We start from the raw sequence: 22,353 nt of genomic DNA, 5'->3' as shown, positions 1-22,353 counted from the left end.
TCACTGGCGCCGTCGCCGGAGACATGCTCTGCCTTTTCGGCTGACCGGACCGCTTCCTTGGCCAGCACCTTTTCCTTGGGGTTCACAGATTCGTCGACGGGATCGAGGCCGAAGTCGGTGTGGAACCCCTTGGCCGGCTCGCCGCTGTTGGGCAGGTCGATGTCGTACTCGGCCGCGATCTCGGGATCGGCCGCTGCATCAATGCCGGCCGTGCCGCCGATCGCCTCGGTCTCCAGCATCGGTGCGATCTTGCCCAGCGATCCGTTCACCCGGTCCTGCAGGCCGTAGACCTCGCGGCTGCCGGCCAGTTCAACCAGGTGCACGCTGCGTGCGTCGCCGGGTTCGAAACGCACTGCCGTTCCGGCGGGGATATCGAGCCGGAACCCCCATCCGGCCTCGCGGTCGAATTCCAGGGCGTTATTGACCTCGGCAAAGTGGTAGTGGGATCCGACCTGGACGGGCCGGTCCCCGCGGTTAGTGACGTTCACGATCCGGATTTCGGTGCCCTCATTGCACGTGATCTGCTCGGAGCGGAGGATGTATTCACCGGGTTTCATCGGCTCTTCTCCTCTCAGCGGATCGGATTGTGGACGGTGACGAGCTTGGTGCCGTCCGGGAAGGTTGCCTCGACCTGGACGTCCGCGATCATGTCCGCGACACCGTCCATGACGTCTTCCCTGGCCAGGACCGTTGTCCCGTAGCTCATCAGCGCAGCAACGGTTTTCCCGTCGCGGGCTCCCTCGAGAAGTTCGGCGGTAATAAGCGCGACCGACTCGGGATGGTTAAGTTTCAAGCCTCGTGCCTGGCGGCGGCGGGCAAGGTCACCGGCAACAACAATCATGAGTTTTTCGTGCTCACGGGGCGACAAATGCATAGAGAACTCCTAGTTCATCAAACAAATAGGTGTCCACCCGTTATCTACAACCGGCCAGAGAATAGGCCGGGAGGTCCGTGGATAAGGCAAGAGTAGCAGAGCCGGCACACCCCGATGACCGCTGGTGAGGGACCTCACCATATTTGTGCGGGCACAAAAACGACCGGCGGAATCCGTAAGGTTTCCGCCGGTCGTTTACCGGTTGGGAGCCGGAGCGTGGGCTCCCGCTTGGGTGCTACCTAGATCAGTTCGTCCGAGAGGTGGTTCGGGGTGCCGAAGCGGTGGGCGGTGATGCTCACGGCCTGCTCGTGCAGGAAGGGCAGCATTTCCACCCGCCCGGCCTCGGTGACGGGGTGCGCGTAGACCGCCAGGTCCACCCGTCCCCCGGTTGCTTCGGCGAGCGCCTTGGCGTTCCCGCCGATCAGCCGGATGCGTCCGGCGGTGAACCGGCCCGCACGGGCCAGCCACTCGGCGTCGTTCTCTGTGGTTACCTCGATGTTCCGATCGATCGCCACGGCGCGCAGCGCGGCCGGAAGTTCGACGGCGGTGGACACCTTGACCTCGGAACCGGCCAACACTCCGGCGGCCAGCACGCGGACCAGCTTGGCCAGCGGCTCACCCTCGGCCAGGCGGACGGTCACCGGCAGCGGCAGGTAGCGGAAGACGTTGCGCTCGGCGCTCAGCCCGGTGACGTCCTTGGCCGCGCCGAACTCGGTGGCCCAGGCTTCGGCGTCGGAGGAAAGCGAACGCTCCAGGAACGCCGCTTCCTCGGCGGAAACCGCAGAGTGGGAAAGCCTAGCCGCGTCGAGCAGGTGGCGGGCGCCGTCGTGGGTGACGGCCGCGGCGGCGTGGCTGCGGGCAGGTTCCCAGTCGCCCAGGCCGGCCAGGTAGTTGGGGCCGCCGGCCTTGGTGCCCGCACCGACCGAGGACTTCTTCCAACCGCCGAACGGCTGCCGCTGCACAATCGCGCCGGTGATGCCGCGGTTGACGTAGAGGTTGCCGGCCTGGATGTTGTCCAGCCAGTAGTCCAGTTCGGCCGGGTCCAGCGAGTGCAGCCCGGCGGTCAGTCCGTACTCGATCTCGTTCTGGATGGCCACGGCCTCCTCCAGCGTTTCGGCGGTCATGACGCCGAGGATCGGGCCGAAGAACTCGGTCAGGTGGTAGTGCGAGCCCCGCTCTACGCCGGTGCGCACGCCCGGACTCCAGAGCTTGCCGGATTCATCCAGCTTCTCCGGCTTGAGCAGCCAGGTTTCGCCCTCACCCAGGTTGGTCAGCCCGTCCAGCAGCTTGCCGTTGGCCGGTTCGATCATCGGGCCCATCTGGGTGGACGGATCCACCGGATAGCCCACCTTGAGCGAGGTGACGGCGTCCACCAGCTGGTTGCGGAACCGAGGCGACTGCGCCACCGAGCCCACCAGGATCACCAGCGAGGCCGCCGAGCACTTCTGGCCGGCGTGGCCGAAGGCGGACTGCACCACGTCTTTGGCGGCCAGATCGAAGTCCGCACTGGGGGTGACAATGATGGCGTTCTTGCCGGAGGTCTCCGCCAGCAGCGGCAGGTCCGGGCGGAAGGAGCGGAACAGCTCGGCGGTCTCGTAACCGCCGGTGAGGATGACGCGGTCCACGGCCGGATGCGAAATCAGCTGCCGGCCCAGATCCCGTTCCTCCAGCTGCACCAGCTGCAGCACGTCGCGCGGGATGCCGGCCTCATCGAACGCCTCCCAGATCGCTTCGACCATGACCGCACCGGTACGGCGGGCCTGCTTGGCCGGCTTAATAACGACGGCGGAGCCCGCGGCCAGCGCTGCCAGCGTGGACCCTGCGGGGATGGCCACCGGGAAGTTCCACGGCGGCGTCACCACGGTCAGCCGCGAGGGGACAAAGCTTGCCCCGTCCACCGAGTCCAGCTTGCGCGCCAGCTCGGCGTAGTAGTGCGCGAAGTCGATCGCCTCGGAGACTTCCGGGTCGGACTGGTCCAGCGTCTTGCCGGCTTCGGCTGCGGCAACTTCCATCAGCCGCGACCGGTTGGCGGCGAGCTTGTCACCCGCGAGGTGGAGGACCTCCGCGCGCTCGGCCCCGCTCATCTCGCCCCAGGCCTTCGAACGCTCGACGGCGGCCGCGACCACCTTTTCGAGCTGGTCCGGAGTCCGCAGGGTGGCGGCTTCCACGGCGTCGATGCCCAGGGTGGATCCGGGCACGCGGGCCAGGATCGCGCGGCCCCAGGTCAGGTTGGCCGGCAGGGACGGATCGGTGTCCGGGGTGTTGCGGAAGCTGTCCCGGGGAGCCGGGGCTGCCGCCACATTGCGGTCCTGCTGCCGGTTGGACAGCGGAACGGCGTTGTCCAGGTTGGCCAGCGAGGCGAGGAAGCGCTGCTTCTCGCGTTCGAAGAGCGCCTCGTTTTCGCTCAGTTCGAAAACGGCGGACATGAAGTTTTCCTGGCTCGCACCCTCCTCGAGGCGGCGGATCAGGTAGGCGATGGCGACGTCGAATTCCTGCGGCTGCACCACCGGGGTGTAGAGCAGCAGCGAGCCGACGTCGCGCTTGACCGCTTCTGCCTGCCCCTGCGCCATGCCGAGCAGCATCTCGAACTCGATTGCCTTCTGATCGGCGGGAATGCCGCGCTGCTTGGCCAGGAGCCAGGCGAAGGCGACGTCGAACAGGTTGTGGCCGGCCACGCCGATGCGGACGGCGTCCACCCGATCCGGCTGCAGCGAGTAGTTGATGATCCGCTTGTAGTTCGTGTCAGAATCCTGCTTGGTGCCCCACGTAGCCAGCGGCCAGTCGTGCAGCGAGGCCTCCACGTGCTCCATCGGCAGGTTGGCGCCCTTGACCACGCGGACCTTGATCGGGGCGCCGCCGGCGGCGCGGCGGGCCTGCGCCCACTGGGTCAGGCGCATCATCGCGGACAGCGCGTCCGGCAGGTAGGCCTGCAGGACGATGCCGCCGGAGAGGTCCTTGAACTCGGGCTTGTCCAAGATCCGGGTGAAGACCGCCATGGTCATCTCCAGGTCCTTGTACTCCTCCATGTCCAGATTGATGAACTTCGGCGTGGCGGCCTCCGCGGCCTGGCGGTACAGCGGCGTGAGGCTTTCGACGACCTCCTCGACCGCCTCGTCGAACGCCCACGGCGAGTGCGGCGCCACGGTGGAGGACACCTTGATGGAGACATAGTCGACGTCGTCGCGCGCCAGCAGTTTGTGCGTGCCCTCGAGCCGGCGGGATGCCTCATGCCGGCCCAGCACTGCCTCGCCGAGCAGATTAACGTTCAGGCCGACGTCGTGCTTCTTGATCTTGGCGATTGCCGGACCGAGCTTGGCGTCGGTAGCGTCCACAATCAGGTGGCCCACCATTTCGCGCAGTACCCGGCGGGCAATCGGGATGACCACCTGCGGCAGGGCCGGCGCCATGGCGCCGCCGAGGCGGACCGCGCTGCGCATGTACCAGGGCAGGAAGGACGGGACCTTGGGTGCCAGCGCCGCGAGATTGCGGGCCGCGACATGAAGGTCCTCGGGGCGGATCACGCCGTCGACGAAGCCAACCGTGAAGTCCAGTCCGTTTGGATCCTTCAGGACGCCGGCCAACTGCTGGGCGGAGGCATCAACCGGGATCTTGGACGCCTCGGTCAGCCAGTGGCGGACCAGCTTGATGGCGTCCTCGGCCAGGTCGTGGACCTGCTCGTCGGCGAGCGCCTGGGGCTGTGCGGCGGGCTCTTTCAAAACATCGGTCATGGCGTTTCGGCTCCTTGTCGAACGGGGCAGTTAGTACCTTCTTCCCCCAGTATGCGTCCGCCGTTCGATTAGATAAAGTGATGTTTTCCGATCATTATCCGTTGGTTAATACGAATAATAGGAGCCTTATGCTAGATGTGCGCCGGTTGCGCCTCTTACGCGAACTGAAGATCCGCGGCACCCTGGCCGAAGTCGCCGCGGCACTGAACTTCAGCCCGTCTTCGGTGTCCCAGCAGCTCGCGCTGCTGGAGAAGGAGGCCGGGGTGGAGCTGCTGCGCAAGACCGGGCGCAAGGTACAGCTGACCCCGCAGGCCGAAGTCCTCGTGGCCCATACCGCCGAGCTGCTCCAGACGCTGGAGCGGGCCGAGACGGATCTGGCCGCGTCGCTGACCACCGTGACCGGCACCGTCCGCGTGGCCGTGTTCCAGTCCGCGGCGCTGGCGCTGATGCCCGATGCCCTGAGCGCCATGCACGCCGGTTATCCGGAGGTGCGGATCGAGATGGTGCAGCGGGAACCGGAAACCGCACTGTATGAAACCTGGGCCCGGGACTTCGACCTGGTGGTCGCGGAGCAATACCCCGGGCATGCGGCCCCGCACCACCCGGAATTGGACCGCACCCGCCTCACCACGGATGCCATCCGGCTGGCCGCCCCGCCGAAGGAGAGCAGCCGCCGCCCCGTTTCCTCGGTGGACGATGCCCGGAACCTGCCGTGGGTGATGGAGCCTCGCGGCGCAGCCTCACGGCACTGGGCGGAACAGGCCTGCCGTACCGCCGGCTTCGAGCCGGACGTGCGCTACGAGACGGCGGACCTGCAGGCCCAGATCCGCCTGATCGAATCCGGCAACGCCGTGGCCTTCATGCCCGACCTGGTCTGGACCGGCCGGAGCACCAGCTGCGAGCTGCTGGAACTTCCCGGCCAGCCGCGGCGCACGGTCTTCACCTCCGTCCGCCACGCCAGTGCGCACCGCCCGGCCATCCTGGCATTCCGCCGGGTGCTTGAGCAGACCGCCGAACAGGTCGCGGGCACCTGACAGGGACGGGACCATTCCGCGCCAGATCCAGGTTTTAAACAGCTGCGGCCCGCCTTTGCCAGGCGGGCCGCAGCTGTTGGTGACGGGCTATGGACTATCAGCCTGCCGGCGTGAAGTCCGTTGCACCGACGAATTCCGGACGCGGTGCGCCGGCGGAGTACGGTTCTTCGCAGGTGTTCTCCACGCTATTGAAGACGATGAACACGTTGGAGCGCGAGAACGGCGTGACGTTTCCGTTCGAGGCGTGCATGCAGTTGCAGTCGAACATGATCGCGCCGCCGGCCTTGCCTTCGAGTACGTCGATGCCGAAGCGGTCTGCGAACTCGGTCAGAATGGCCTTGTCCGGGACGCCCGCGCCCTGCATCACCAGGGACTTCTTGTAGTTATCCTCCGGCGTGTTGCCGTCGCAGGAGATGTACTCCTTGTGGGAGCCGGGCATGATCATCAGCGGCCCGTTGAAGGAGTAGTTGTCCGTCAGTGAAATCGAGATGCTCACGGCACGCATCCGCGGCATGCCGTCCTCGGCGTGCCAGGTCTCGAAGTCGGAGTGCCACATGAAATCCTTGCCCTCGAAGCCGGGCTTGAAGTTCACACGGGACTGGTGGATGTACACGTCGGAGCCGAGCAGCTGCTTGGCCCGGCCGACCACCCGCGGGTCGTTGGCGATCCGCTTGAAGACCTCGCTGGTCTTGTGCACCTCGAAGATCGAGCGGACTTCCTGCGACTTGGCCTCCACGATGGTGCGCTCGTCCGCGCGGACCACCGGATCTTCGGAAAGCCGCTTCAGTTCCGCCCGGAAGGTCTCGAGTTCCTCCGGCGTGATGAGCTGCTCGATGGTGAGGTAGCCCTTTGCCTCGTAACCGGCGAGCGTGGCCTCATCCATGGGTCCCTCGGCCGCAGTTCCCCAGACAACCTTGTCTTCACGGGCCTGGACGCTGGGCTTTCCTGCCACACGTGTCGGATAAACATCAATGCGTGGTTCTGCTGTTGCAGTCATTCCTATCCTCCTCGTTTTCCTTTTTTGCTACCGATAAGGAAAAAGCCCGGCCAGCTTTGGGCTGATCGGACTTTTTACCTGACCGGGGGTCTTAGTGGGCTGGTTCTTCAACCACCAGCGGGTAGACGCCGTTTTCGTCGTGGACTTCGCGTCCGGTGACCGGCGGGTTGAACACGCAGGCCATGCGCAGCTCGGTGGTGGCGCGCACGGTGTGCTTCTCGTTGCCGTCCAGCAGGTACATGGTGCCGTCCCGCAGGTCGTGGACTTCACCGGTGACCTCGTTGGTCAGCGTGCCTTCACCCTGCACGCAGTAGACGGCCTCGATGTGGTTCGCGTAGTGAAACGTCGACGTCGTACCGGCGTAAATCACGGTGTCGTGGAACGAGAAGCCCACGCCTTCCTTGGCCAGCACCATGCGGCGGCTGCGCCAGGTTTCGGACTTTACGTCGCGGTCGGTGTCGTTCAGGTCGTTCAGGTTCACAACAAGCATGGATGCTCCTTAAGTCTTGGGGTAAATCTTCGGGCAGCGGCGCTGGTTAGAGCGCGCCGACCAGTTCGCGTGCACCGGTGACGGTGCTGGCAGCCTCGATCAGAATCCCCAGGCCGCGCTCCAGCTCCTCGGCGGTGATGGTCAGCGCCGGCATGAGCTTGACAACTTCGCTCTCGGGGCCGGAGGTTTCCACCAGCAGGCCCTGCTCGTAGGCAGCGGCTGCGATCTTGCCGGCGGTTTCGGTGTCCGGGAAGAACACACCTGCCAGCAGGCCGCGGCCGCGGACGCTGGCGCCCTCAACCGTAGCGGCGAGGCGCTCCAGGCCGTCGTGCAGCTGGGCGATGCGGGCAGCGACCTGCTGCTGGAAGGCGTCGTCGCGCCAGTACGTGTTCAGCGCAGCGGTGCCGGTCACGAAGGCCGGATTGTGGCCGCGGAACGTTCCGTTGTGCTCGCCCGGCTCCCAGACGTCGAGTTCCGGACGGAACAAGGTCAGGGCCATCGGCAGGCCGAAGCCGGAGATGGACTTGGACAGGCAGATGATGTCCGGGGTGAAGCCGGCGTCCTCGAAGCTGAAGAACGTGCCGGTGCGGCCGCAGCCGGCCTGGACGTCGTCGACGATCAGCAGGATGTCGTGCTTCTTGCACAGGTCGGACAGGCCCTTGAGCCAGGTCAGGCGCGCGGCGTTGAGGCCACCTTCGCCCTGGACGGTCTCCACGATGACGGCGGCAGGCTTATCCACACCGGAACCGCTGTCTTCGAGCACGCGCTCCAGCCACAGGAAGTCCGCGGTCTCGCCGTCGAAGTAATCGTCGTAGGGAATCTTGGAGCTGTTGGTCAGCGGGATGCCGGCGCCCTTGCGCTTCATCGAGTTGCCCGTGACAGACAGCGAACCCAGCGTCATGCCGTGGAACGCGTTCGTGAAGCTGAGGATGTGCTGGCGGCCGGTCACCTTACGGGCCAGCTTCAGGGCGGCCTCAACCGAGTTGGTGCCCGTGGGACCGGGGAACATGACCTTGTGGTCCATGCCGCGCGGCTTGAGGATGACCTCCTGGAAGGTTTCCAGGAAACGGCGCTTGGCCGGGGTCTTCATGTCCAGCGAGTGCACCACGGCACCGCTGCGCAGGTAGTCCAGCAGCGGCTCGAGCAGCAGCGGGTTGTTGTGGCCGTAGTTCAGCGCGCCGGCGCCGGAGAAGAAGTCAAGGTATTCCTTCCCGTCTTCGGCGTACATGGTGCTGCCCTGCGAGCGTTCGAAAACGGCGGGCCAGCTGCGGCAATATCCACGGACCTCTGATTCAAGCGTTTCAAAAATATCTGTCATGAGAAAGAACTTCCTTCATGTGGTGCGGCCGCTGCGACCTCTTGGGAGGTATGCGAAATGCAGCCGCGGGTTAACAAAATTAGTGCTGGAGCAAAACTGCGGAGAAATAGCAGGACAAGCAGGCAATAAATACCTAGTTCAGCGGGCCGATCCGGAATAGGAATTCCGTGTCATGGCCGTCGGGGTACATGCTCCGGGTAAACAGGGGGTCGCGCTCCAGCGGAACATTCCGGCGCTCGGCAAAGCTGGAGAACAGCCGCATTGATGCAGCGTTGTCGTCGGTGATCGTCGTTTCGACGAAGTCGGAATCCAGCCGTGCGGCCAGCTCGTCGAGCATGGTGGCGGCGAGTTTCTGACCTCGGAACGCTGAGTTCACCGCAACCTGCCACACCATCAAGGTGCCGGGCTCATCGGGGCGTACGTAGCCGGTAACAAAACCGGCCGGTTCATCATCAATGGTGGCGACGACTGACGTCTCCGCAAAGTCGCGGCACCACAGCAAATAGGAATAGGACGAATTCAAATCAAGGACCTGGGAGTCCTTCGCCATGCGCCACAATGCAGCGCCGTCATTCAGGGTTGGTTTACGGAATTTTGCTTCTAGCCTCGGACGTGTCTGGGTTTCTGCGAGTTCTTGAACCATCTATTCGACCGTAACGAGATCTGAATGATAATCAACCCGGGATGGGCGGATTTGACACGTTTTGGGCGCTCAGGGCTCTCCGCAGCCGCTTCGGCGCATTCCGGGTTTGGCCTTATTTTGATTGGCAATCGGCGAAATGACGACGGCGGAGATCACCGCGATAATTATCGTTACCATTCTGTGACATTTGGGGTGTGACAAAGTCTACATGTCGGAGCAAAAGGCCGGTTGCCGGGAAGCGCCAGGCATGCGAAAGCCCCGTTTCAGGCACCCCGGAGGCTTCGGTTAAACGCCAGTACCCCTGCCAAGACAAATCGTCCGGCAGGGGTACTGCAGCGGTGGGCCCTGCGGGGATCGAACCCGCGACCCGCGGATTAAAAGTCCGATGCTCTACCAACTGAGCTAAAGGCCCGCCAGCCATCCGGCCGGATACAAGACCCGGACCAAATCGACCGCTACTTACTTTATCGCACGCACGCCCCTACAGATGAATCGCCGGTCCTCGACCGATATGAGCCGTAGGAGTATCGTCATGGCATGGACGGAAACAACGGAATCGACGCACCGCGGCCGCATAAGCCAAAGCCATTTGCTCCGTTGGACTTCGAAGGATTCACCGGCGGGGCGGACCCGGCACGGGTTTCCGAAGCGGCCCACCTGGCAGCACAGGCACTGGTCCACCATGGCCGGGAATCGGATGACCCCGAGATCACTAAGCGGCTGGTCAAGCTGGCGGACCAGCAGGGCCTCGAAGCCATCGCGGAGATGTGGGCCGAGAGCCCCGCACGGTCGCTGCCCGGGGCGCTCTGGCGGCTCTATGCCCTGCGCACTGCCACCCAGCAAAACCCCGAGCGCATGTCCGCCTTCTTCAAGGCCGGCAAGGACGTCGCCGAAGTATCCAAGGTAGTGGCCGGCGTCGCCGAGCCTCCCGGGGCGGACGAAGTCACCAGGATGGCGGACACTATTCTGTCCGGAGCGTTCGACGGCGATTTCGACGTCGCGCTGGACCGCTCGGCTGCGTTCTGCCGGGTTGTCGCCCTCGGCCAGACGCACCATGCGGACGCCGCCGAACCCGCCAATGAGAACCATGCGGCAAAACTCACACAGAGCTCCCACCGCCTGATCAAGACGGCGGAGGACCTTGAAGCGGCGGCGGTTGCCTGGCGCCGCGGCGAGCTGGACTAGGTCTCCAGAGAGCCCCTCACAGCCCCGCAGCATCGGCCCCGCAAGGCCGTTGAACGCGGGGCATGTTAGCCCTGTCCGGCCTGATTTTCCAGCAGATTTAGCGTTTTTTCCCCGTTATTCCGCGGTGGTTGACATCGCTGCTCAGGCGTAGAAAACTGAAGGTGGTGTCGAACTGTGGCAGCCCCGGGCTCCAACTTTTAGCCGCTTCGAGCGGCCATCCGCCGAGAGGCGCTCCCAGTTCGGCACCATTATTTTTGTTCACTTTCAGGCGATACTCTTAGCCTTGCGGACGCCCTCAGCTCCGCAGTTTTCTTCCACAGCTAGAGACCTTCGGTGAAACAGTGAAGCTAAGCCTTTTCCCCCAGGAGAACAAGAGCCTGGATCTGCTGACCGAGATGGCGGGTCAAATCCCCCACGGCGTCACCACGCTTTCCGAAATCCTCGGCGCGTCGGCAGATGACTACGATCGGCTGGCCGAAGAGCTGCACCAGCATGACGCCAAGGTTTTCGAACTTCACTTCGCGCTGATGACACACGTGCGCACCAGCTTCATCACCCCGCTGCCCCGCGAGGACCTGTTCCAGATCTCCCGGTACATCGTGGAGGCCTACGAAAAACTCGACGGCGCCGCCGAGCTGATCGCCCTGAACCGGGTCAAACGGCTTTCCACCAGGGCGTCGGAGCAACTGGAGGTCATCGCCCGCATGTCGGAGCTGACCCGGGACGCGATGGGGCGGCTGAGTTCCCTGCTGGACCTGGATGAGTACTACGTGGAAATGCTGCGGCTGGCCAAGCGCGCGGAGCGGACCCACCGGAACTGGACCGCGGAGGCGCAGAAGGAGCTGAAGACCCCCAACTACCTGCGCCACCGGGACGTCGCCAACCAACTCGTGGAAGTCACCAAGGACTTGCGGCGCGTTTCGAACCACGTGGGCCAGATCCTGATCAAGGAATCGTAGGTGGAGCTGTTCCTTTTCGCAGCTGTCGTCGTCTTCGCCGGGTCCTTCGCCTTCATCAACGGTTTCCATGACGTCTCCAATGCCGTCGCCACCGCTGTCCGCACCCGCGCACTCACGCCGAGCATCGCCGTCGTTCTCGTGGCTTTTTTCAACTTTGCCGGCGCCATGATCTCCACCGGCCTGGCCCTGCTGGTCAGCGAGGCCTGGATCGGCCTGCCGGAAGGGCCTGAGGGCCTGGGCATCCTCATAGCGGGCCTGCTGAGCGCCTGCGGCTGGGGAGTCTACACCTGGTGGCGGCGGATGCCTTCCTCGTCCACACACGCGCTGGTAGGCGGTCTGGTGGGCTCCGGCGCGGCCTCCGCCTTCCTCGGCGGCCACAACATCATCGCCGGGGAGAACTTCATCGGCACGCAGATAGTCCTGCCGCTACTGCTCTCCCCCGTCATCGCCTTCGCCATTTCCTATGCTGTGGTGTTTCCCCTGACCTGGATTTCGCGCTACACGGCGCCGAAACGGGCCAACGAGAACAACCGCATGCTCCAATCCATCCTCGCGGGGGCGTTTGCCTTGGGGCACGGGCTCCAGGACGGACAGCGGACCATGGCCGTGCTGCTGCTGGCGCTGGTCGCTGCGGGGCTGGATACCGGAGACCGGATGCCGCTGTGGGTGCAGCTGTTCGCGGCGACCCTGCTGGCCGCCGGCAGCCTGTTCGGCGGCTGGCGCCTCTCGCACACGCTGGGCTACCGGCTGGTGCGGATGGATCCGCTGCGTGGCGCCGTGGCGCAGGGCGTGAGTTCGGCGATGCTGTTTTTCGGCGGAATGGCCCTGCACATTCCGCTTTCCAGCACGCACACCATGACCTCGTCCATCCTGGGCGCCGGCGCCAACCAGCGCTTCGACGCCGTCCGCTGGCGGGTGGCCAACCGCGTTTTCCTCACCTGGGTCCTGACCGCCGTCGCGACGGCAACCATGGGCGCGGTCTTCTACCTCGCGCTGGACCCACTGCTGTAACTCCTGCCAAAGCACGACGGCGGCACCCGGCTGGCGTGTAGCCGCCGGGTGCCGCCGTGGGCAGCTGTGCAGACCCGGTTGAACCGGGATGCTGCTGGTTAGCCGAAGCGGCCGGAGACGTAGTCTTCGGTGGATTTCTCGCTCGGGTTGTTGAAGATGGTGGGCGTGTCGTTGTATTCGATCAGCTTGCCGGGCTTGCCGGTGCCGGCGATGTTGAAGAACGCCGTCTTGTCCGAGACGCGGGCGGCCTGCTGCATATTGTGGGTCACGATCACCACGGTGTATTCGGTCTTCAGTTCCTCGATCAGGTCCTCGATGGCAAGCGTCGAGATCGGGTCCAGGGCCGAGCACGGCTCGTCCATCAGGATCACCTGCGGGGAGACCGCAATGGCGCGGGCGATGCACAGACGCTGCTGCTGGCCGCCGGAAAGACCGGAGCCCGGCTTGTCCAGACGGTCCTTGACCTCGTTCCACAGATTGGCGCCGGTCAGCGACTTCTCCACCAACGCGTCCGCATCGGACTTGCTGATGCGCTTGTTGTTCAGCTTCACGCCGGCCAGGACGTTGTCCCGGATGGACATGGTGGGGAAGGGATTCGGGCGCTGGAAGACCATGCCGATCTGGCTGCGCACGGTGACCGGGTCGACGCCGGGCCCGTAGAGGTTTTCCCCATCCAGGAGGACTTCGCCCTCGACCCGGGCGCCCGGCAGCACCTCGTGCATGCGGTTCAGGGTCCGCAGGAAGGTGGATTTGCCGCAGCCGGAGGGCCCGATGAACGCGGTGACGGACCGAGCTTCAATGTTGATGTTCACGCCTTCAACGGCCCGGAAATTTCCGTAATAGACGTTCAGATCATTGACGTCGATACGCTTGGACATAGTGTTCCTTCTCTTGGACGCAGGTGGAGGCTTAGCGGCCGGTCTTGGGGGCGAAGAGGCGGGCAATGACCCGGGCGATCAGGTTGAGCAGCATGACGATCAGGATCAGCAGCAGCGCCGCCGCCCAGGCACGCTGGGCACTCGGATCGATGTTCGTCGGCGAGGTGGGGTTCATCAGCTGCCGGTAGATGAACGTCGGCAGAGTGGTCATCCAGCCCGCAAACGCGTTGAAGTTGATGCTGTTGACGAAGCCGGCGGTGACCAGCAGCGGAGCGGTTTCGCCGATGACCCGGGCAATGGCCAGGGTGACACCGGAGGCAATACCAGAAATCGCCGTCGGCACCACGACCTTGACGATCGTGCGCCACTTGCGCACACCCAGGGCATAGGACGCTTCGCGCAGCTCGTTGGGCACGATCTTCAGCATCTCCTCAGTGGAACGCACCACCACGGGGATCATCAGCACCGACAACGCCACGGCGGCGACGAAGCCGGTACGTGTGGACGGGCCGAAGATCAGGCCGAAGAGCGCCGCCGCGAACAGGCCGGCCACAATGGACGGGATGCCGGTCATGACGTCGACGAAGAACGTGATGCCGCGGGAAAGCGAGCCGCCCTTGCTGTACTCAACGAGGTAGACGGCGGTCAGCAGGCCCACCGGCACCGAAATGACGGTCGCCCAGAAGGTGATCAGGACCGTGCCGACAATGCCGTGGTACGCGCCGCCGAGCACCGGGGTGCCGTTCTCGACGGTCTCGTTGTCCACCACGCCGGTCATGCCGTTCATGGAGGTGAACAGGAAGTTGGAGGTCATGCCGGGGAGTCCCTTTTCGAGGACCGTCCAGATGACGGAGACCAGCGGCACCAGCGCCACGATGAACGCCGCGTAGATCAGGTTGGACGCGAAGCGGTCCTTGGCCTTGCGCTCACCCTCAACGGACAGCGTGACCAGGAACCCGGCGATCACGAAGATGACGGCGGAGAACAGCGCCCAGCCGACCACGTGGAAGCCGATCAGCGAGGAGATGGCAGCGCCGAGCACCAGCGAGCCGGCCAGCACGGCCCAGATGGCCCACTTCGGCAACTGGTTCTTGGTCAGCGTGTTCTTGCGCAGCGGCGAAGGCGTGCGCGTAGCGGTCTGTGACATTAGTTTGCCCCCGAGAATTCTTTGTGACGGCTAACGATCCAGCGGGCGATCATGTTCACGGCCAGGGTGATGACGAACAGGACCAGGCCGGCGGCAATCAGCTCCGCCAGGCGCAGCCCGAAAGCCTCCGGGAAGTTCAGCGCGATTTCGGCAGCGATGGTCTGGTTGCCGCTCTTGATCAGGCTGGCGATCAGGCCGCCGCCGGAGAGCACCATGGCAACAGCCATCGTTTCGCCCAAGGCGCGGCCCAGGCCGAGCATGACGGCACTGATGATGCCGGCGCGGGCGAAGGGAAAGACGGTCATCCGGATCATTTCCCAGCGGGTGGCACCCATCGCCAGCGCGGCTTCCTCGTGCAGCTTGGGCGTCTGCAGGAAGATCTCCCGGCTGAGGGAGGTGATGATCGGCAGCACCATAACGGAGAGCACGATGCCGGCGGTCAGCATGGTTTTACCGGTCTGGCTCGCCGGGCCCGCAAAGATCGGGATCCAGCCGGCGTTCTCCGCCAGCCAGACGTACGGCCCCACCAGGGCGGGTGCCAGCACGGTCATGCCCCACGCGCCATAAACCACCGAGGGGATGGCGGCCAGCAGGTCGACGACGTAGCCGAGTCCCTGGGACAGCCTCCGCGGGGCATAGTGCGAGATGAACAGCGCCACTCCAATGGAGATCGGGGTAGCAATCAGCAGCGCGATCGCGGCGGCGATGAGCGTGCCGATCACGATGGGCCAGATATACGTCCAGAAGCCGCTGCCGCCGGTGATCTCGGCCGGATCCGCGGTAAACGTCGGAAGGGCCTGCCACAGCAGGAATACCGCCACGCAGAAGAGGACGAAGAGAATCAGGCAGCCGGCGAACAATGCAATGCCGGAGAAAACCTTGTCTCCGGCACGGCCTCTGCTGCCGCTTTCTGTCAATGTGTTGGACACTTCACAACCCTTCGGGCTCCTGTTTTCTAGCGGTCTGGCTTTTGTCAGTTTTCACTGTTTTGTCCACGGGAGCAACGTCAGCTCCCTGACACGGGTGCGCCCCGCTCGTCATTAATCCGACGGCGGGGCCCCCTGGGTACGTGGTGCTACGAAGCCACCGTGATGGATTCGATAGCAGTCTGGGCCTGCTCACGCAGGGTTTCGGAAAGCGGCGCACTACCGGCGGAGTCGGCAGCGACCTGCTGGCCTTCTTCGCTGACCACATAGTTGCCGAAGGCCTTCACCAGGTCAACGGTCTCCTGGCTATCGTAGGCGGTGCAGTAGATGTGGTACGACACGAGCACGATCGGGTAGGCCCCGGATTCGCTGGTATCGCGCTTGAGGTCCAGGGACATGTCTACGTCGCTGCGGCCCTCAACAGGCGTGGCAACCTCAACGGCCTTGGCTGCGGCTTCCGGGCTGTAGCCCACGAACTCTTCGCCGACCTTGACCTTGACGGTACCCAGATCCCCGACGGCGGAAGCGTCGGCGTAGGTGATGGCGCCATCGGTGGCGCTGGCGGCGGAAACGACGCCGGAGGTGCCCTGGGCGTTCTCGGCCACAATGTCTGCAGGCCAGGCGTCGGAGGGTTCATCGGTCCAGACGTCGGGTGCGGCAGCGGAGAGGTACTCCACGAAGTTCTCGGTGGTCCCGGAGTCGTCAGCGCGGTGGACAACGGTAATGGGGGTATCCGGCAGTTCCACACCCTCATTCAGGGCGGCGATGGCCTCGTCATTCCAGTTCTTGATCTCGCCGCGGAAAATCTTGGCGATGGTCTCGGCGTCGAGATTCAGTTCCTCGACACCTTCAAGGTTGAAGGCGACAGCGATCGGGGAAACGTACCCCGGAATGTGGAAGGCGCCCTCGGGGCCGCAGACCTCCTTGGACTTCTCCAGCTCTTCCTCGTCCATGTAGGCATCCGAACCGGCAAACTGCACGCCGCCGGCCAGGAAGTTGTCGCGGCCCGCACCCGAGCCGTCCGCGGAGTACTGCACGGTGGCTTCCGGGTTCTGCCCCTGGAAACCGGCCATCCAAGCCTGCATTGCGGCGTCCTGGGAAGAGGCGCCGGCGCCGGACAGGGTGCCGGAAACGGCTTCGGCTGCCGCGCCGCTGCCGGCCGCTTCCTGGCCGCCACCGGTGGCGTTGTCGGAGCCGCAGGCGGTCAGGGCCAGGGCTGCTACGGAGAGTACTGCGGCCGCGCGGCCGAAGCGGAATGCCTTCACTTTGGTTCCCTTTCAGGGTTAGCAAACGAGATGGACGAAATGCGCGGTGATGGCCGGGCGGTTTCGTACTTCTACGAAGCTATGCGTGTCAGGTAACGAGATTGGCGGGTGAAAATGAACGGAAAGTGAACAGATGTGGGCCATTCGCTAACACCGCTGCCGGTGCTGTTGCTTTTGTGATGGAAATCGTATTAGGGGACAGGCCCGCCGATGCCCATCCCGGCGCTCCGGCGACGCACAGCGGCACAGTTCCGAAGGGCCGCGGCTTCCCGCCTAGACTGAACCCATGAGTACCGGCGGCCCTCTCTCCCGAGCCCGTACTTTCCTGCGCAACCGCACCCGCGTCGGTTTCAGCCGGAGCAAGGCTTCCCTGTTTCCGGCTGCACGGATGACACTCTGTGCCGTAGCCGCCTACGTGATCGCCGAGCAACTCCTGGGCCATGAGGGTCCCCTGTTCGCCGCAACGGCGTCGCTGGTGGCACTGGGCTTCGCCACTGGTCCGCGGTTCCGCAAGGTCATGGAAGTGGCCATCGGCTGCACCCTGGGCATCGCCGTCGGTGATCTGCTCCTGCATTTCCTCGGCTCCGGGATCTGGCAGGCCGCCGCCGTCCTGTTGATCTCCATCCTGCTGGCGCGTTTCCTCGACAGCGGGTCCATCTTCTCTACCCAGATGGGCATCCAGTCAGTGCTGGTGGTGCTGCTGCCGGCCCCCGACGGCGGGCCGTTCACCCGGAGCCTGGACGCGGTGGTCGGCGGCGTCCTGGCGCTGGTCGTGACCATGCTGATCCCGGGCGACCCGCGGTCCGCCCCGAAAACCAACCTGCAGAAGCTGCTCAGCGAGCTGGCGTCCGTGCTGCGTGAATGCTCCAATGCGCTCAGCCGCAGCGACTCCACGCTGGCCTGGCACGCCCTGGTCCGGGCACGCGCCTCGCAAAAGCTCATTGACGAAGTGCGAACGTCCTTCTCGGGCGCGCAGGAAGTGGCCCGGATCTCCCCCGCGTACCGCCGCCACCGCGAAGAGGTGGGCGACCTGCAGAAATCGGCGGAGATGATCGACCTGGCGATGCGCAACAGCCGGGTCTTCTCCCGGCGGCTGACCTCGGCCATCAACCATGCGGCTATGACCGACGACGCCATCGAATCCTTCGCCGAGGTGCTGCTGGAAGCCGCCGACGCCGTCGAGGTCCTCTCCGCGGGCCTGTCGGACCCGGACGGCGGGGCGCGCGAACGCCGGCTCAGCAGTGCCAGGAACGAACTGGCCGCCGTGGCCACCCGCCTGCATCCGAAGACCCTGGGCATCCAGAAGCTGGAAGGTGAAGGCCTGGTCCTCGTCTTCCGTCCGCTCATGGTCGACCTGCTCGAAGCAACCGGGCTGACCCATGACGAAGCGGCCGCGTACCTGCCCAAACTGTGACTGGCCGGGATTGTCACACCGTTCCGTTAGCCTGATTCCATGAGTTCGAAGACCGCACGCGCCAAAGCGCCCGCCTACCGATGTGCCGAATGCGGCTGGAGCACCGTCAAGTGGGTAGGCCGTTGCGGCGAGTGCCAGGCCTGGGGCAGCGTGGAGGAGGCCGGAGCCGTCGTTTCAAGAACGACGCCGGCCGCCGCCGTCGCGAAACCGGCGCAGCGGATCGCGGACGTGGATGCCTCGACGGCGGCTTTCCAAGCCACCGGCATCGGTGAACTGGACCGGGTGCTGGGCGGCGGGCTGGTGCCCGGCGCCGTCATCCTGCTGGCGGGCGAACCGGGCGTGGGCAAGTCCACCCTGCTGCTGGACGTGGCCGCGCGGGTCGCCGGACTGGCCAGGGACGTCCTGTACATCACCGGCGAGGAATCGGCCGCGCAGGTCAAACTGCGCGCCGAACGCATTTCCGCCGTCGCGGATTCCCTGTACCTGACCGCCGAATCTGACTTGGGCATCGCGCTGGGCCAGATCGAAAAGACGGACCCTTCGCTGCTCATCGTGGATTCGGTCCAGACCTTGAGCAGCTCCGCAGTGGAGGGAAGCGCCGGCGGCGTCACCCAGGTCCGCGAAGTGGCTGCCTCGCTGATCAATGCCGCGAAATCCAGGAACATGACCACCATCCTGGTTGGCCATGTCACCAAGGACGGCTCCATTGCCGGGCCTCGGCTGCTGGAGCACCTCGTGGATGTGGTCTGCCAGTTCGAGGGAGACCGGCACTCCAGGCTGCGGCTGCTTCGTGCCATCAAGAACCGCTACGGCCCCACCGACGAAGTGGGCTGCTTCGATCTGACCGAAGAGGGGATCGAAGGACTGGCTGATCCGAGCGGACTCTTCATGTCGACGGCGGCGGAGCCGGTTTCCGGTACCTGCATCACGGTGACGCTGGAGGGCCGCAGGCCGCTGCTGGCGGAAGTCCAGGCCCTGCTCGCGGAGACCTCCAATGCACAGCCGCGCCGGGCCACCAGCGGCCTTGATTCCTCCCGGGTGGCCATGATGATGGCCGTGCTGCAGCGCCGCGCAGCCATGTCGCTGCACAAGGATGACAGTTACGTGGCCACCGTCGGCGGCGTGAAGCTGACGGAACCGGCCACTGATCTGGCCACGGCGCTGGCCATCGCCTCGGCCAAGAGCAACAAGCCGCTGCCCAAGGGCCTGATCGCCTTCGGCGAGGTGGGACTTGCCGGTGAGGTCCGGCCCGTGCCCGGAATCGGCCGGCGCATCCAGGAAGCAGAACGGCTGGGCTTCACCCATGCCGTTGTCCCTTCTTCCCACGGCGGCCCCGGACAGATACCCAAAGGCTTCCGCGTCAAGGAGGTCGGCACCGTGGCCGAGGCCCTGGATCTGCTCTTCGGCGCGGGCACTGCCAGCCCGAGTTAAGGGGTCTGTACCTGGCGCGCGGCTCCCGCCATAGCAGTAGTCCTGCGCAACCGCGGCGGCGACGCGCGCCTCGGCGGCATATTATGGTGCCTAATGGCTGTTTCCCGCAGCGTTTCCGGAACCGGAGGCTGCGGGCTCCCGGCCGACCGCACTGCGACCGACTGATCAAAGGAAACTTCATGGCTAAGAGCCCCGAGGACGCCTTGAAGGCTACCTTGGCACGTGTCGCTCCGGGCACTCTGCTGCGCGACGGACTGGAACGGATTCTCCGCGGTCGTACGGGTGCCCTGATCGTCCTCGGCTATGACAAACAGGTGGAGTCAATCAGCAGCGGCGGGTTCGACATCGGCATCGGCTTCTCGCCCACAGGGCTGCGGGAGCTGGCCAAAATGGACGGGGCGATTGTCTGCGACCAGGATGCCACGAACATCATCAAAGCTGCCGTCCAGCTGGTTCCGGACCCGTCCATCCCCACGCAGGAATCAGGCACCCGGCACCGCACGGCCGAACGGGTGGCAATCCAGACCGGCCTGCCGGTGATTTCGGTCAGCCAGTCCATGCAAATCATTGCCTTGTATGTCGACGGAATCCGGCATGTGCTCGAGGGTTCGGAGCCGGTACTGGCCCGGGCCAACCAGGCCCTGGCCACACTGGAACGCTACCGCGCACGCCTGGACCAGGTGACCAGCTCGCTTTCGGCCCTGGAGATCGAAGCCATGGTCACGCTGCGGGACGTTGCCGTCACCCTGCAGCGCCAGGAAATGGTCCGGCGCATCTCGGAGGAAATCTCCCAGTATGTACTGGAACTCGGCGTCGACGGACGGCTGCTGTCCCTGCAACTCGATGAGCTCACGTCCGGGCTCGGCCCCGACAGCGAAATGATTCTGCGCGACTACGCCGAGGTCAAGGGCGGCATCGAGGTCGAGCCTGCCTTGGAATCCCTGCGCACGTTCAGCTCCACCGACCTGATCGATCTGGGGCGGATTGCCAGCGTCCTGGGCTTCCAGCCCGGCGTTGACTCACTCGAAGCGGTTGTCCAGCCGCGTGGCTACCGGCTGCTCTCGGCAGTGAAGTCCGTTCCGCGGGCTGTGGCGGACCGCTTGGTGGACCACTTCGGCGGCCTGCAGAACCTGATGGCGGCAAACATCGATGATCTGATGGCCGTGGACGGAATCGGCGAGCAGCGCGCCCGCGTTATCCGTGAAGGACTTTCCAGAATCGCCGAGACCAGCCTCCTCGACCGCTTTATGTAGAGCCGAAGCCGTTCGCTTCGCCTCTGGGGCGAAACGGCTTGGCTTGACTCATTGCAGGTCGAACCTGATCTTGTCGCTGGTCCATGGCCCCAGTTTTGCCGTCAGGACATAGGTTCCGGGCTGCGGATTGGCGTTGACCGCTTTACAGCCCGGTGCGCTCCGGTTGCGTTCCCAGGTGAACTGCGCCCGCTCGCTTTCCCCCGGCTCGATGGTCCGCATCAGTTCACTGGTGTCCACGGCGCAGTCCTTGGACGAGAAGATGCGGTCTTCACCACTGGTGACCAGAAACTCCATGGCGTCCGTTCCCACGTTGACCTCGCAAGCGGAGTCGCCTTTGTTCGCCACTTCGAGGACCAGGGTCGGATTCTCACCGGCCGCGTAGGCCGGGGCATCCGTGGATGCGGTTACTGAAATCTTGGACTCGTCGCAGGCTGCGCTGGCCATCGGGCTGGGTGAAGCAGCCGGCGAGGAAATCACCGGAACGCTGCCGCCGTCGTCGTTATCCGCTACGGGCTGGCTCCCGCCGCCGAAGAGGCTGGCGATCCAGAACCCGATGGCAACGAGCAGACCCACCACCACCAAGACTGCGATCAGCAGCGCCAGCCTTCGCCTGCGGTAGACGGCCGGGCTCGGCTTGCGGCCGGAACGTGGGGTATTGCGGGTCGCCGAGGCACCGTTACCTCGCGATGATCCCGTGCCTGTACCTGCCATACCTTAAGGCTAGAGACAGTTCCGCAGCCGAAGCGGTAACACCACGCCGAGGCAGTAAGGTATTGGTGGTCACAGACAAGGAAAGCAATGCCCAACAGCACGATCACTCACGCAAAACCGACTCCGGCGCCCGGTCAGACGCGGTATCTGCATGAACAGATCACATCCTGGTTCGCCGACAATGCGCGCGAGCTGCCTTGGCGGGCGCCGCAGTGCAGTCCGTGGGGCATAATGGTCAGCGAGTTCATGCTCCAGCAGACTCCCGTGGTCCGCGTTCTCCCGGTCTGGGAGCAGTGGATGCAGCGGTGGCCGACCCCTGCCGCGCTGGCGGCCGAACCCAGCGGGGAAGCGCTCCGCGCTTGGGGCCGGCTGGGATATCCCCGCCGGGCGCTGCGGCTGCACGCTGCCGCCGCAACCATTGTGGACCGGCACGGCGGGCAGGTTCCCGACACCCGGGAGGAACTGCTGCAGCTGCCGGGCGTGGGCACCTATACCGCCGCCGCGATCGCCTCCTTTGCCTTCGAACGCCCGGAAACCGTGGTGGATACCAACATCCGCCGGGTCCACGCCCGCGCCGCCACCGGCAACGCCCTGCCCGCGCCGTCCCTGACTTCGGCGGAGATGAAACTGGCGGCCGCGCTCATGCCCGGCCGGGAGACCAAGGCCTGGAATGCCGCGGTGATGGAACTCGGAGCCTTGGTCTGCACCGCCCGCTCCCCCAAATGCGGCTCCTGCCCGGTACAGGAGCAGTGCGCCTGGGTGGCCGCCGGGCAACCCGAGCCGCATTACGTGCCCAAGGGACAGGCCTGGGCCGGTACGGACCGGCAGGTTCGCGGCGCCATGATGGCCGTGCTGCGCGAGGCGGAAACGCCCGTCCTGCGCGAGGTGCTGCTGGGCACGGTGGACGTCGTGGACCACGGCACCGGGCATGCTGTCCACCTCACCAAGCTGCGATCGCTCGGGGCCAGCGACGAGCAGCTGGCCCGTTCCCTGGATGGACTGCTCGCGGACGGACTCGCCGAAACGGCCGGCAGCGGCGTGCGGTTACCGAATTGAGGCTTGGCAGCAGCAGCTGCCGCTCCTAAGCTT

General features: G+C 65.1%; 19 protein-coding genes, 1 tRNA gene and 1 pseudogene. 8 read left to right on the top strand and 13 right to left on the bottom strand.

All coding sequences use genetic code 11. From position 1 onward, the window contains the following. Positions 1-128 precede the first annotated feature (128 nt). From AC20117_RS07955 to AC20117_RS07945, 3 genes and pseudogenes are all read right to left on the bottom strand, one after another. A pseudogene (locus AC20117_RS07955) lies at positions 129-557 on the bottom strand (urease subunit beta); the annotation flags it as partial. A gap of 14 nt (positions 558-571) precedes the next feature. Further along, positions 572-874, bottom strand: a complete 303-nt coding sequence (locus AC20117_RS07950) for an urease subunit gamma (protein WP_074700185.1) — start codon at positions 872-874, stop codon at positions 572-574. Positions 875-1,113: 239 nt separating this feature from the next. Continuing rightward, positions 1,114-4,602 (bottom strand): bifunctional proline dehydrogenase/L-glutamate gamma-semialdehyde dehydrogenase, encoded by a 3,489-nt coding sequence (locus AC20117_RS07945; RefSeq protein WP_074700186.1) that lies wholly within the window; start codon positions 4,600-4,602, stop codon positions 1,114-1,116. 128 nt (positions 4,603-4,730) lie between these two features. Here AC20117_RS07945 and AC20117_RS07940 point away from each other — a divergent pair, with 128 nt between their 5' ends. Continuing rightward, a complete protein-coding gene (locus AC20117_RS07940; protein ID WP_074700187.1) occupies positions 4,731-5,636 on the top strand; it encodes a LysR family transcriptional regulator in 906 nt (301 codons plus the stop codon). Positions 5,637-5,733: 97 nt separating this feature from the next. Here AC20117_RS07940 and thpD read toward each other — a convergent pair whose 3' ends face one another. The 5 genes from thpD to AC20117_RS07915 form a co-directional block, all read right to left on the bottom strand. Then, entirely contained in the window at positions 5,734-6,633 is a 900-nt protein-coding gene (gene thpD, locus AC20117_RS07935) for an ectoine hydroxylase (RefSeq protein WP_074700188.1), read from the bottom strand. Positions 6,634-6,724: 91 nt separating this feature from the next. Next, positions 6,725-7,123, bottom strand: a complete 399-nt coding sequence (locus AC20117_RS07930) for an ectoine synthase (RefSeq protein WP_074700189.1) — start codon at positions 7,121-7,123, stop codon at positions 6,725-6,727. A 46-nt stretch (positions 7,124-7,169) separates the two neighbouring features. After that, positions 7,170-8,441, bottom strand: coding sequence for a diaminobutyrate--2-oxoglutarate transaminase (gene ectB / locus AC20117_RS07925; RefSeq protein WP_074700190.1), 1,272 nt, complete (start codon positions 8,439-8,441; stop codon positions 7,170-7,172). 133 nt (positions 8,442-8,574) lie between these two features. Continuing rightward, on the bottom strand, positions 8,575-9,084 hold the full coding sequence (ectA, locus tag AC20117_RS07920) for a diaminobutyrate acetyltransferase (protein WP_074700191.1): 510 nt from the start codon (positions 9,082-9,084) through the stop codon (positions 8,575-8,577). A gap of 339 nt (positions 9,085-9,423) precedes the next feature. Then, positions 9,424-9,496, bottom strand: a tRNA-Lys gene (locus tag AC20117_RS07915). A gap of 125 nt (positions 9,497-9,621) precedes the next feature. Here AC20117_RS07915 and AC20117_RS07910 point away from each other — a divergent pair. The 3 genes from AC20117_RS07910 to AC20117_RS07900 all read left to right on the top strand — a co-directional run bounded on the left by AC20117_RS07910 (position 9,622) and on the right by AC20117_RS07900 (position 12,239). Further along, positions 9,622-10,269: a hypothetical protein gene (locus tag AC20117_RS07910; RefSeq protein ID WP_074700192.1), complete on the top strand. Its 648-nt coding sequence runs from the start codon at positions 9,622-9,624 to the stop codon at positions 10,267-10,269. Positions 10,270-10,610: 341 nt separating this feature from the next. Then, entirely contained in the window at positions 10,611-11,228 is a 618-nt protein-coding gene (locus AC20117_RS07905) for a DUF47 domain-containing protein (RefSeq protein WP_074700193.1), read from the top strand. Beyond that, positions 11,229-12,239, top strand: coding sequence for an inorganic phosphate transporter (locus AC20117_RS07900; RefSeq protein WP_074700194.1), 1,011 nt, complete (start codon positions 11,229-11,231; stop codon positions 12,237-12,239). A gap of 98 nt (positions 12,240-12,337) precedes the next feature. On the opposite strand, the gene pstB is transcribed toward AC20117_RS07900, so the two are convergent. The 4 genes from pstB to pstS form a co-directional block, all read right to left on the bottom strand. Further along, complete coding sequence (pstB, locus tag AC20117_RS07895) at positions 12,338-13,117, bottom strand: phosphate ABC transporter ATP-binding protein PstB (RefSeq protein WP_074700195.1); 780 nt, start codon at positions 13,115-13,117, stop codon at positions 12,338-12,340. Positions 13,118-13,148: 31 nt separating this feature from the next. Continuing rightward, positions 13,149-14,264 (bottom strand): phosphate ABC transporter permease PstA, encoded by a 1,116-nt coding sequence (gene pstA / locus AC20117_RS07890; RefSeq protein ID WP_074700196.1) that lies wholly within the window; start codon positions 14,262-14,264, stop codon positions 13,149-13,151. Further along, entirely contained in the window at positions 14,264-15,193 is a 930-nt protein-coding gene (pstC, locus tag AC20117_RS07885) for a phosphate ABC transporter permease subunit PstC (protein ID WP_074700197.1), read from the bottom strand. Before pstC ends, pstA begins: the two co-directional genes overlap by 1 nt. A 146-nt stretch (positions 15,194-15,339) precedes the next feature. Beyond that, positions 15,340-16,455 carry a phosphate ABC transporter substrate-binding protein PstS gene (gene pstS, locus AC20117_RS07880; protein WP_074700198.1) on the bottom strand — a complete coding sequence of 372 codons (1,116 nt, stop codon included), beginning with the start codon at positions 16,453-16,455 and terminating at the stop codon, positions 15,340-15,342. 286 nt (positions 16,456-16,741) lie between these two features. Between pstS and AC20117_RS07875 the strand changes: the two genes are divergently transcribed. The 3 genes from AC20117_RS07875 (at position 16,742) to disA (ending at position 20,553) form a co-directional block, all read left to right on the top strand. Then, positions 16,742-17,869, top strand: coding sequence for an FUSC family protein (locus tag AC20117_RS07875; protein WP_074700199.1), 1,128 nt, complete (start codon positions 16,742-16,744; stop codon positions 17,867-17,869). 39 nt (positions 17,870-17,908) lie between these two features. Continuing rightward, on the top strand, positions 17,909-19,300 hold the full coding sequence (gene radA / locus AC20117_RS07870; RefSeq protein WP_074700200.1) for a DNA repair protein RadA: 1,392 nt from the start codon (positions 17,909-17,911) through the stop codon (positions 19,298-19,300). A gap of 179 nt (positions 19,301-19,479) precedes the next feature. Beyond that, positions 19,480-20,553 (top strand): DNA integrity scanning diadenylate cyclase DisA, encoded by a 1,074-nt coding sequence (gene disA / locus AC20117_RS07865; RefSeq protein ID WP_074700201.1) that lies wholly within the window; start codon positions 19,480-19,482, stop codon positions 20,551-20,553. A gap of 48 nt (positions 20,554-20,601) precedes the next feature. Here disA and AC20117_RS07860 read toward each other — a convergent pair whose 3' ends face one another. Continuing rightward, the gene (locus AC20117_RS07860; RefSeq protein WP_074700202.1) at positions 20,602-21,264 is read right to left on the bottom strand and encodes a hypothetical protein; all 663 of its coding nucleotides are present in this window, start codon (positions 21,262-21,264) and stop codon (positions 20,602-20,604) included. Positions 21,265-21,351: 87 nt separating this feature from the next. Between AC20117_RS07860 and AC20117_RS07855 the strand changes: the two genes are divergently transcribed. Further along, positions 21,352-22,320, top strand: a complete 969-nt coding sequence (locus tag AC20117_RS07855; RefSeq protein WP_074700203.1) for an iron-sulfur binding domain-containing protein — start codon at positions 21,352-21,354, stop codon at positions 22,318-22,320. Positions 22,321-22,353: the final 33 nt, after the last annotated feature.

This window comes from Arthrobacter crystallopoietes (assembly GCF_002849715.1).
Classification (GTDB): Bacteria; Actinomycetota; Actinomycetes; order Actinomycetales; family Micrococcaceae; genus Crystallibacter; species Crystallibacter crystallopoietes.
This window is presented reverse-complemented; position numbering and strand designations above follow the sequence as displayed.